Source organism: Bacteroides sp. (assembly GCF_030151085.1).
In the GTDB taxonomy this organism is placed as follows: Bacteria; Bacteroidota; Bacteroidia; order Bacteroidales; family Bacteroidaceae; genus Bacteroides.
The window spans coordinates 78,528-90,764 of the sequence record NZ_JASLER010000005.1 but is presented as its reverse complement, the minus strand read 5'-3'; the positions used below and the strand labels follow the sequence as shown (position 1 = coordinate 90,764).

Annotated in this window: 7 protein-coding genes; all 7 read right to left on the bottom strand. The window is 41.6% G+C overall.

Going from position 1 to position 12,237, the window contains the following annotated elements:
- Positions 1-19: 19 nt before the first annotated feature.
- Positions 20-2,077 (bottom strand): alpha-galactosidase, encoded by a 2,058-nt coding sequence (locus Q1W14_RS01615; RefSeq protein WP_300698616.1) that lies wholly within the window; start codon positions 2,075-2,077, stop codon positions 20-22.
- 30 nt (positions 2,078-2,107) lie between these two features.
- Positions 2,108-2,881, bottom strand: coding sequence for a DUF5040 domain-containing protein (locus tag Q1W14_RS01610; protein WP_300698614.1), 774 nt, complete (start codon positions 2,879-2,881; stop codon positions 2,108-2,110).
- Positions 2,882-2,886: 5 nt separating this feature from the next.
- Positions 2,887-4,758 carry an FAD-dependent oxidoreductase gene (locus tag Q1W14_RS01605; protein ID WP_300698612.1) on the bottom strand — a complete coding sequence of 624 codons (1,872 nt, stop codon included), beginning with the start codon at positions 4,756-4,758 and terminating at the stop codon, positions 2,887-2,889.
- Positions 4,759-4,884: 126 nt separating this feature from the next.
- Entirely contained in the window at positions 4,885-6,621 is a 1,737-nt protein-coding gene (locus Q1W14_RS01600; protein WP_300698609.1) for a RagB/SusD family nutrient uptake outer membrane protein, read from the bottom strand.
- An 11-nt stretch (positions 6,622-6,632) separates the two neighbouring features.
- Positions 6,633-9,950, bottom strand: coding sequence for a TonB-dependent receptor (locus Q1W14_RS01595; RefSeq protein WP_300698607.1), 3,318 nt, complete (start codon positions 9,948-9,950; stop codon positions 6,633-6,635).
- 213 nt (positions 9,951-10,163) lie between these two features.
- A complete protein-coding gene (locus Q1W14_RS01590; protein ID WP_300698604.1) occupies positions 10,164-11,168 on the bottom strand; it encodes a FecR family protein in 1,005 nt (334 codons plus the stop codon).
- Positions 11,169-11,221: 53 nt separating this feature from the next.
- The gene (locus Q1W14_RS01585; RefSeq protein WP_300698603.1) at positions 11,222-11,800 is read right to left on the bottom strand and encodes a sigma-70 family RNA polymerase sigma factor; all 579 of its coding nucleotides are present in this window, start codon (positions 11,798-11,800) and stop codon (positions 11,222-11,224) included.
- Positions 11,801-12,237 lie beyond the last annotated feature (437 nt).

Below are 12,237 nucleotides of genomic sequence, written 5' to 3'. Positions count from 1 at the left end.
TCGGTTTATGCTTGAAGGTTCATTTTATGATTTCATATTTGTAGACTACATAATCATTTACTGATGGTAACGAAACTTCCAGTCTGCCTTTCTTACCAGTAATGGCTATCATCTCTTTTCCATGTCCCATCAAGGGAGTACATTTTACTTTCACTCCTTTAGGTAACCAGGTGTCAATCTCTGCCGTCTCTTCCGGATGGTTTTCACGATAGACAATCAGATATCCTTTATTCCCTTTCAAAGACTGGAAGCCGGTCCATGAACGTCCTGAAGGTTCATCGCCAATAGGCAAAATAGTGCCGGTATGCATGTCATGCTGAAAGGTCTTATAAGCTTCTGTTTGTTCCTTCAATGTCAAAGCTTCTTCGGGCAGGTTCGTTCCTTCCAGCCAAACGAGTGGTTGCCCGGCTAGGGTTGTGGCGAAGAGATATTCGAAGGAGTAGTTAGCAGGAGCAAAGATTTCCCCTTTATATTTATCCGCATTCCGCCATTTATTCAGAAATTCAATCTGAAGTTTCTCGGCAGGTACATATTTGGAAAGCATCCAGAGGTTACGTAATGTCCAGTAAGGATAGTAGTTTTGCCAATCCGTATAGCGGTTCTCTAAGAAGATATTGCCATACTCATTGAAAGAATGATACCCTCCACGACGGCTGGCGGTAGCGTCGAGGTTGAAGATGACTTCTTCATCGGTTTCTTCTAATACCTTATTAAAGAGGCAATGCAAGTTGGTTTCTGCTTCTTTCGTAGGAATGGTGAGTCCGTCTATTTTAAAGATTCTGATACCATATTCCCGATAAAGAGCGATCAATGCTTGCGCATCTTTCTGCCAGTCGGCAAAATTATTCTGTACGCTTGGGTTAAACCAAAGTCCTATCTCAATACCCAGTTCTTTGCCACGCTTTACAATCGGGTATAAACCACGTGGATATTTCTTAGGATCGGGTTTCCAATAATCTTTATTATCCCAAATATTCTTGAAAGAACCGCGGGCTACCGCTGAATTGGGGCTTTTACCTACTTGCCATCCATCGTCAATCTGGAAGTGCGTAATACCTAGTTGTGCTGCACGCTCCAACTCTTTCAGACAAAATGCTTCGTTTACCTTGGAATCCTGACTACGGTCGCCCCAGGTATTCATCATAATCATTTCGTCACGATCCGCCCGGTAGGTACGGATGTTCTTTTGATAGGAACGAAGTGCTTGCAGTCGGTTTAATTCTCCTTTGCCGTACACACCAAGTACGCATCCGTAAGTCTTTGTCCAATGATCGGGAGTAATGTCCTTCTCTGTTATGCCCAGTCCGGTTACGGTGAACTTTCCAAAGTCTGTAAAGAAGTCCTGTCCCTGATAAGCCAATTGTACGGTAGAGCAAGGTGCTTCTTTCAAGAAGAAAATGCCGCAATCATCTTCGCCGTTATAGGCAAATAGTAAGTTACCACGATACCCTAGTTTGCGATAAGAAATAATATCTTTCTCGAATACCAGGTTGTTATGCCAATCGGTTACGTCAGAGAACTCCACGCTGCGGGCATGCCAGTGCTGACCTTGAAACTGGAACTGATCTAATACGGCGGTCACTTCTTTAGACTTCATATCATCAGAGAACTCGATATTCTTACGGTCGGCAGCACTGACTTCTCTGCCTCCGAAGACGCTGTTGACTACACCTTTCAGATAGGTATCACAAGCAATAACCGGACAATCGTCATAGATTCGATACACACGTTTGATGTCCAGTTGATCCAACTTGAAAGCAACTTCCACTTTCAAATAAGCAGGGTAAATCTTGGTTTCCTTTACCTTTTCTACTGATATGTCTCCGTTTTGTGCTTCGGGCAAGTCTTTGGTTACTCTGAAATCCGGAGTAGGGTTACTGTTTAGCCATGTCTGTCCGTTGGCTTTGTTGGTTAAACTATACGTCTTAATGTTACCGTTGTTCCAAAGGAATTTACGTTCTATCCGACTGTTTCCCAAGGTCAGGGTATCATTCTTCAATCGACCGTAACAGGTATCCTGTGCTTGCAACGAACCTGCCAAAGAGAGGGCGATTAATAAGGAAGCTAGATGTTTCATGGTATTCTAATAGTGTTTGGTAATTATTAATTAGCGTATCGGAAGTACAGTTTTCAGCACATCTGCAAAAATTGCACCCATGCGTTGCTGGATATAAGATTTCCGTCCACGTATCGGATGATGTCCGTAAACTACTCCCCGTATTTCTTGTGTGTCGTAAGCATATAAGCGGCTGATGGGTTCTTTTGTCGCCGGGTGCAATACATAGCGTGAGAAGCCGATATACTTGTCGAATTCTACAAGTGGAAGCCCCCATTTGGCTGCTAGTTTCCGAATGGCTTCGTTGTAGATAACCCGGCTGTCGTGCCAATGCGTACATAGTATGATGATGGCCGGCTTTCCGGTCGGTGTATTGTAATACTTTGATTTCGGATTATTACGCAATTCGTAACACTCGGACAAATATCGTTTGATAACATAGTCGTATGCGGCAGCATAATTGGTACGATCGAAAGGCGTTTTGTAATCCTGGTAGTTCTCTTTCAGTTGGGTTTCGTCCGCCACATCTTTATCGTGTACCTGCATAATGACCAATGCATCCATCTGTTCCAGTTCTTCTTGCGAATAAAGAGTGCGGTCAATCATGCGGTTGGCAGTATTGGCTATGGCTTCTCCACCGATAGCACGATTGATTGCTTGGGCATCTGCCGATTCACACCCTTGTTCGAACCAAGTGTTTTGAGGAGATGCGAATGAAGCACCGGTAAGAACCACTTTATATTTGTAAACAGTGTCTTGCGGAAGTGCGGCGCATACTCCTGCGCATATCAATAAAAGAGCTGAGACTATTAATGACTTTTTCATCCTATTTATTTTTTTTGTGTAAAGATACGTGGTTGTTTCAATAGTTTCTGTTCATTGAACTTTTGATTATCCGGAATTCCTTCTTTCTTTCCGGCTCCTTCTTCCATCAGACTACGTAATTCAGGTAAGTGCTTTTGATAAACTCCCCTTGGTGAAGTTGCATACTTCTTACATAGCGAAGCGCCCAATCCTACTACTTCTCCCATCATGCCCGTGGTGCGCATTACCCTTACGGTGCCCAATGCCACATGGGTCACACTGATATTGCGGCCTGCCATAAAAAGGTTCTCGATATTCCGGGAATACAGGCAACGATAAGGCACTGCATAGGGATAAATATAAATGTGTTTGGTGGCTGCCTTAAAGGGAGCGTCGGGAAAGCGGGAGGCATTTATTGAATCGGGAAAATGCAAGTCGATACTCCAGGTAGTTACAAACGAGGCATCTTCGTGATATACATTCTTGTCGATATCGTCCTGTTTCAGGATATAATCTCCCAACAGGCGGCGCGATTCACGCTTACCGGCAATATAGGCTACCCAGTCTAAAGCACGGGTTTTGTATTTGGCGTTGTCTTTCATTCCATTCTTCAAGTAGCTCCAGTTGGAGAATACCACCATCAAACCATAATCACGAATACGTTCGAACTCAGTGATCTGATTGAAGTTCATACCGGTTTCCCATTTCCACTCGCCCATGGTCACCTTCTCGCAATTACCTTCATTGAAAGTAAGTCCGTAAGAGAATAGGGGGAAATGGCTTGACTTGCCTTTATCTGCTGAATACCATTGTACGGATGCTCCCATAGTCATTTTATCTGCTTCTACAGGGGCAAGGTCTTCTCCGTATTCATCACGGGCTTCACGACCCATGCTGTAATCGGCTCCGGCGAGGTATCCGATAGTGCCGTCTCCTGTACAATCCGAAAACAGGGGTGCTTTCAATGTCTGTTCTTTGCCGTTCTCTATTTGTTTGATAACAATAGACTCTATCTTATTATCGGCTGTTTTTACTGATATGGCACGATAGTTGGCATAAAGCGTAATATTCTTTTCATTGGCAATAAATGCTTCTTTCTTTTCGTCTTCATAGTTTGCGGCTGGTTGTGCATTCCCTTCTTTAGAATGTCCGAACTCCCTTAGCATGCGTCCAAGTCCGGGATTTGGGCCTACCCCTATATTCCCGCCTAAATGAACCCGCACTTCGGAACTGTTATTTCCCCCAAGTATCGGACGGTCGTTAATCAATGCTACTTTGCATCCCAAGCGTGCTGCGGCGGTTGCTGCGCACATACCTGCTATGCCGCCACCTACTACTACCAGGTCGTATGAGTGTTGTTCCAGTTCTTCCGATACTCCCGACATCTTCTTTCGAAAGTCCGCCAATTCCTTCATCTCATCGGGAGGAAGTTGTCCTTTTTCTGTTGTGAAATAAATAGCATCGCAACGTCCGTTAAAGCCAGTCAGATCCTTTAACGTCAAACGATTCTCTCCTGCTTTCACGTTTACTTTTCCGGCTGATTGCCACATCCACTGCTTGCCTTCATCTCCTAATACTACCGGCAAACGCTTGTTGCCTACCGTCAATGTGAATTTTCCCGGTCCCTTTCCATCATACCAAGGAGATGTCCAATTATAGGTGCGTACATATACATTATAGATACCGCTTTCCGGAAAGGCAACCGTAGTGGAAGCGTCTTCTACTTTAATGCCCATACCATGCGCCATTAAATAAGGTGAACCCATAAGATCCATGAACTGCTGATCGACTACCCATCCTCCTTTCTGCTGAAAGCTTTCTGCTTCGACTAATAAACTGGATGCTGAAATGAATTGGCTGCTTATCAGCAAACCTATTAACCATATTATTTTTCTCATTCAAATGTATTTTTAACTACCTATAAATAATTGCTTGACTACTACGTAGTAGTTGATCAACTACTTAGAGGTAATCGATCAACTACCAGTAAGTAGTTTTATTTCTGTATCATTGTTTTTTTTGTATTAATATCCCGGATTCTGCTTCATATTAGGATTCACCAAAATATCTACTTCCGGAATAGGCCACAGATATTGTCTTTCCGGCCAATGGCGTTCTGACAAAGGAGTAATCAAACCGGCAGTTACCATCTCTGAGAAATCGGCACAACCATCTTTGTCAATCTTTGGAGTCATAGGCCAGAACCATAAACCTTTTGAGGTTACCTTGTCGCGTAAATCTGTAGCAGGATATAGAATGCCATAATTAAAGGAATTCAGCACTTTCTCTGCCAACCTCCAACGTACTAAGTCCATATAACGCACACCACCTTCATTGGCAAACTCCATACGGCGTTCTGTACGCAATATACGTCTCAATTCGTCTTGATTGGTGGTGGTAACTGCCGGATACATATCTACTTTCGTTTTATCTACTCCATAGGCACGGGCACGTACTGCGTTGATGCAATCTAATACACTTTGGTCAATCTGGTTCAATTCAATCTTTGCTTCGGCATACATCAACATGACATCAGCATAGCGCAACAAAACAAAATCATTCTCTACCTTTTTACTATTGGCGAGCCAAGTTGCGTCAATACCTTTTTTCCACAGTAATCCATTGAAGGAGGCATACTGGGCAACCGCTCTTGAATCATTATTCTGTTGTAGTTTTCCGGTTTTATAGTTCCATACTTTCAGAGAGTCGGGATGCGGAGTAAAGTTAAAACCCAGGTGTGGGGTATCAAACTCAACAATGGTAGCTGTACAACGTGGATCTCTATTCTTAAATGGATTTTTAGAATCAAACAAAGGGGATTCATCAATGGGCTTTCCATCAGTGCAAAGGAAAGATGCTAACAGGTCCCATGACGGACTGGCCGAACCATAACCACCTGAGTTACGGCTGGTTTGATTATTGATTATCCATCCATCTAAAATAGTATTGTTTTCTATTGAACGGGGAAAACAGAAAACACTCTCTTTGGAATCCTTTGTAGTGGCCAGAAAATATTCCGCAAAATCGGAATGCAGCTCATACACCTTTAAATCCATACAGTTTTTTGCTGCTTCAAGTGCTGTTTCATAATCGTTTAGATACATGGAGAAACGGGCTTTCATTCCATAAACAGCTCCTTTGGTAAAGCGTTTTGCATTGTTGCCATAAGAAGCGGGGAGTATAGCGGCGGCATCCCCAAAGTCTTGATATATTAGAGGTATAATTTCTTCTTTCGAACGTCGTCCTAATTTCAAAGCTTCATCGATTGTTAAGTTCTTATCCAAATAGGGTACATCTCCGAAGAAAGTTATCAGTGTGCCATATCCGCAAGCTCTTGCGAATTTAGCTTCAGCACGATATTTCTCGACAACATCTGCAGATACACCTGCATTCAAAGCTCTTTCTGATTTTTCCAATAACATATTTGCCATTGCAATCAGCTTGTAATTCTTTTCCCATTGTGTCTGGCAGAACCAGCCGCCATCACCGCCGCTACTGCTCAATGTACCATCCAATATGGTATAACGGTTGGTATTGCGATATGTAAAGTTGTCGGTTGATTGTTCCAGAATATTCCAAACCTCTTGCCAATATCCTATTTTGTAAAATTCATTGGCAGCCATTTCAAGTTCTGTTTCTGAAGCATACCAGTTACCGGTAGATGTTTCTGAAAGCGGGATTAAATTTAAGTCGTTGCATGAACTAAGTGTGCTCCCTGCAATCAATCCTAAGCCTAAATATAGAGTTTTTATAATTTTCATAATACTTGATTTTAGAAGTTAACAGATACACCAAATACCAAAGAAGTAGTTATAGGATATTTACTAGCACCCATTTCGGGGTCCCAACCACTAGGATAGTTGCTGATGCAGAATAAATCGGAAGCTGATGCGTAAATGCGCGCTTTCTTTACACTAATGGCTTTCATCCAGTTTTGTGGCAATGTATATCCCAAGGTTATATTTTTCAAGCGGAAATAGCCACCATTGAACAACCAAAAATCGGATAATGCATAGTTGTTACCTCTATTGGTATTTGTCAGTCGAGGATAAATAGCTTGTATGTTTTGCTCAGCTGTATTCGATGCACTCCAATACTTACCATCAATAATATCAGGTATATTACCGTAATTGCTGCGCAGAGGTTCTACCATTTCTCTTGCTATGCGTTGGGTTTCTTTGCCCACACCTTGAAAAGCGATAGAAAAGTCAATTCCCTTATAAGCAGCATTCAAATTTCCACCATAAAGAAAATGAGGCAACGAACCACCTAACAAAATCTTATCATATTCTGCTGAAATTTTGCCATCGGGCTTACCGTCAGGACCTGAAATGTCTTTGTATTTCATATCACCCGGTTTGGTATTACTATTCAACGTAGGCGAATTTTTGACTTCTTCTTCAGTCTGGTAGATACCTTCACTGATATAACCATACCACTCATTAAATTCACTGCCTTCTATCTTCACTTTATCGCCCAGCACTTTGGTACCTCCCATGTCGCCCATTTTAGAAGTAAAGTCTGATAAGTTGGCTGTAACACCGTAGCTGAATTCACCAATGCGGTCGTTCCAACTCACTTCTACATCAAAGCCTTTAGTGTGCATCTTGCCTGCATTGACATTGGGCTTTCCGAATCCCATGTATTTAGGAATCTCAATTTCTAGCAGCATGTCTTTGGTGTTTTTCCAATAATAATCACCAGTAAAACGCAGGCGGTTGTTGAAGAACGCCAAATCTATACCTATATCCGTAGATTCGGTAGTTTCCCAAGTTACATCTTCTACGGCATAAGTAGACTGAACTACAGATGAAATAGGAGAGGAGATTCCGTTCTGATAGATCAAAGCATTGTCGAATTTAAGTCTTGCCATGTAGGGGAAGTTACCGATGCGCTCGTTGCCCAATGAACCCCAAGAGGCTCTTAGTTTCAAGAACGACAACCAATCAAGGTTCAAGTTCTTCATGAACTTTTCTTCACTCATTACCCAACCGGCTGAAAATGATGGGAATGTACCCCATTTGTGACCATCGGCAAAACGAGAAGAACCATCACGGCGGACATTGGCCTGAAATAGATACCTGTCGGCATAGCTATATATGATACGGCCAAAATAAGAACGGTAAGCATACTCGCTGGCTTTGCCGCCATTATCACGTAAGTCTTCAGGACCATTATTCAAGTAAGGAAAGTTTGTCAATATATAGCCATCCCTTGAAGCGGAAAGTTCTTCGCTGAATTCATAATAATTTTCGTAACCCAGCATTAAGTTTACATCGTGCTGGCCGAATGTGCGTAGATAGTTGGCTATGAGTTGAGTTGTAACATTATAATCATCTTTGCGTTCTTCGGTCAGCATGTTGGTATTATAAAGATTACCTCCATTATCCATATATCCGCCTATTGTATTGGGATCATCGGCCAGGGTGTAAGATATGGCTTTTTTGAATTTTTTAAACTTATTGGCATTATATACCGGAGCAACGATAGCTGACACTTTAAATCCTTTGAATGGAGTAATATTCAGGGCTGCCTTACCTGCTACACGTGTGTACCATTTGTCTTCATAACCACCATGATTTACCAAAGCATACGGGTTACCGCCTGATTTACCTTCAGCCAAACGTCCGTCATCCCACATACCGGCATATATAGCGGGCATATTACGCATCATTTCGAAAGGATTGAAAACCGGATTGTGGTATTTGGAACGTTTCACATTGAAGTCAATGACTGCTCCCAGCCATTTATTGATATTGAAATCATTGTTGACTGAAAGATTGTAGCGTTGATAGAAACGTTCGGCATACAAACCGTCTACTTCATCATACGACAAAGAAGCGCGCGTACGTACATTTTTACTACCGCCGGATACTTGTACGCTGTGTGATTGACGAGGTGCTGAACTTTTTAAGATTAAATCTCTCCAATCGGTTACAGGGTAGTGGTTGGGGTCAGTGGCATTGTACTTTAGCCAGTTGTTCACTTGATCTTCAGAATAGGCCTGAAAGTTTCCGCCCGAAGGGTTGTCGTTATAACGCATTTCATTGCTCATTTCAAGATAGCGTTGTACGCCTACCATGCCGGGCTCGGTAGTCGGTATTTCAAGACCGAACTCTCCTGTATAGGATAGTGACAAGGCTTTATCTTCTGCTCTTTTGGTGGTAATAAGGATTACACCGGCAGCTGCTCTTGATCCGTAAATGGCAGCCGAAGCGGCATCTTTCAAAACAGTAATGCTTTCTACATCGTTGCTGTTCACCTGATTGATATCACCGGGAACGCCATCTACTATAACAAGAGGATTTGTATCGCCCATCGTTGTGATACCACGTACACGGATTGTAGCAGAAGCACCGGGTTCATTGTTATCACGAGTCACCATCAAACCGGATGCTGCTCCTTGCAGCGCAGTAGATAATTGTGAGGTTCTTCTTGAAGCTAGTTTCTCCCCTTGTACGGCAGCCACCGATCCTGTTAAATCTTTCTTTTTCACTGCGCCATAACCAATAACTACAACTTCTTCCAGTGTTTGAGTATCTTCTTTTAGAATTATATTAATGGAATTCTTACCGTTAATGGGCACTTGCTCAGGAAGGTATCCTATGTAAGATATGGTCAATGTGCCCTTTTCGGGTACATCTTCTAAAGTATATTCACCATCAATATTCGTTATGGTACCTTGAGTTGAACCTTTAACCATGATAGATGCGCCGATAAGCGGTTCTTTGTTCTCATCTAAAATCTTGCCGGAGACTTTCTTCTTGGCACCTGTCGGTTTGTTGGTTTGTTGGAACAACAGAATCTGTTTGTTCGGCTTTATCTCGAAAGAAATCTGTGTGCCTTTAAATAGTGTTTCCAATACGGCACTGAGTGAAGCATTTGATACTTTTAATTCTTTTTGGGTATCAAGATTGGGTAGCTTATCCGTATAAAATACGCTGTAACCGCTTGCTTTCTCAATTTGCGGTATAATCTGCTTGATAGTTTGCTTGTTTATTGATAAGCTGATTTGGGCAAAACTACTCCCACAGAAAAACAACATACATAGCAGCATAAAAAACTGCTTGATCATTTTGTTTTGTTTCATGTCTAAAGTAATATTAGATTAATTGATTTTTTGTTTCGGAGAAGGCAATATAAGAGCAGACTCTAATAATTTATTAGAGCGACAATATAAATGTGCTTCTCGTAAAATGTAAATTGTATTTATTCAAGATTGCCAGATACTGACAACTGATTTAGAAGTAAAAAGCTTATAAAAGTATTATTCCATATCTTTCTTTTTTAGTTAACATAAAGATTAATATATAACGATCGTATTATCAGATTCTATTTTGTAATTGATTCCACCAGCTTGGCTGATATATTCCAATACATTCTCTAAACTGCTATTCTTGATGATACCGTGATAGGTATATTGTTTGGCTTTCTCACTTTTGAACACAAACTTGCAGTTATACATTCGCGTCAACATAGCGCATACTTCTTCAAATGATTCGCCGTAGAAAGCTAACTCCTGGCTTCTCCAAAGTAAGTAGTTTGCATTAGGGTGCATCTCGCTCTTTTCGAACTTGCCATCCGTTAAATTGCAGACCAGTCTTTCATTGGGTTCCATATAAGCTTCGTGTTTGCCATCGTCCACTTTTACTTTACCATTTATCAAGATTACCGATACCGATTTATCTTCTTTGTAGGCTTGCACATTAAAACTGGTACCCAAAGCTTGTACATTGATTCCGTTCGCTCTTACAATAAAAGGCTTTGCTTTATCTTTGGCTACTTCGAAATAGGCTTCTCCTTCCAGAGTAAGAATGCGTTCTTTCTTATTATAAGAGTTATCGTATGCGATTCTTGAATCAGAATTAATATAAACCTTGGTTCCGTCGGCTAGTATGATATCCGCTTTTTGTCCGTTGGCAACAGACATGGTTACTTCCGAGCTTTCAGTAGCATCCGGTCGGCTGACTCCTATATAATAGGCGCCGCTACCAATCACTAATGCCACACAAGCTGCTGCCACATAGCGTCCTGCCCGGTACCAGAAAGTGTTTCTCAACTTCTTTACATGGATTTCTGCTTCAGGGGTCTGGTCTATCTGGCTCAGAAGCTCAGTCAACATCTCGTTTTGCACTGCCTTATCCATGGTGTCGGGTGCTAATGCCCAACATTGCTGATAATACTCAGAGAATCTTTGCTTAAAATCCGGTTGCTTTATCTGGGACTTTAGCAATGCGTCTTCTTCAGGACTGGTCAGTCCGCAAAAGAAACGATCTAATAATTCAATATGACTGTCTTTCTTTTCCATGTTCTGTATTATATATCCGCAAGTACGGAAAAACACTCACGGAAAATTGAAGTTTAACAATTATTTAGAAAGTAAAGGGTGAGGAAGAGCATGATGAACTTGCGCAATTCTTCTTTCAATAGTTTCATGGTGCGATAGTGATGTGCCTCTACAGCACGCTCCGTGAGGTTTAGGCGGGTGGCTATTTCTTGATTGGATAGTTCTCCGTCTCTTTTCAACCGAAAGATTTCTTGCGACGTACTTGGCAGTTCATGCAGTAATTGCTCTATCTGCTTTTCTATTAAGGAGACGTCCATTTGGGTGGTATCTTCTTCTGTGACTTCTGTTTCTGTTTCGAGTTTGTTTTCTACAAACTTGTGGTGCAACAGCAATCGTTCGGTTTCTTTATACACCAGATTGCGGGCGATGGTAGACAAGTAGGCAGGAAAGCTTTTATCTGCGTCCAAACCGGCACGCTTTTCCCAAATTGTCAGAAAGCTGCTTTGAGTGATATCTTTGGCGATAGATTTATCATATACTAAAAGTGCGATCGTGTTATAAAGTTTAGCGCTGTATTTTTCATACAGTGCTTCGAAAGCAAATTTATTGCCTTCTCTTAACTTGGTTACTAACAAACTATCACTTTCCGTCATTATCGCTTCTTTTATTCTGTATTTAAGCTTACAAACATTTCTGAATAGCTATACTCCATGAATGGGAATTGAAGCACAAAGTTAATAGAAATTTTTAATACTTGGTGAGAATTAGTTACTGATTCCTTTTAGAATGGGTATGAATCGGTAGAACTACCTACTTGACCTTACGAATAATTTCCTTCGGATATTCAGCGGATTAAGTCTTCAGTTCTCATTAACAAGCTATTCGTCTATCAGATACAAGCTATTGTTACGTTACATATAAGGGATTGTCGTGTTATCCATTAGTCATAATTGCCGTACAACCATGGTTGAGTAATCTTCCGACCATGGTTGAACGAACGTCCGACAATGGTCGAATGAACATCCGATCATCGTCGGACGATGATAATTGCTAGTACAAAACTACTGAAAGGATAAGGGGAAGCGGGATA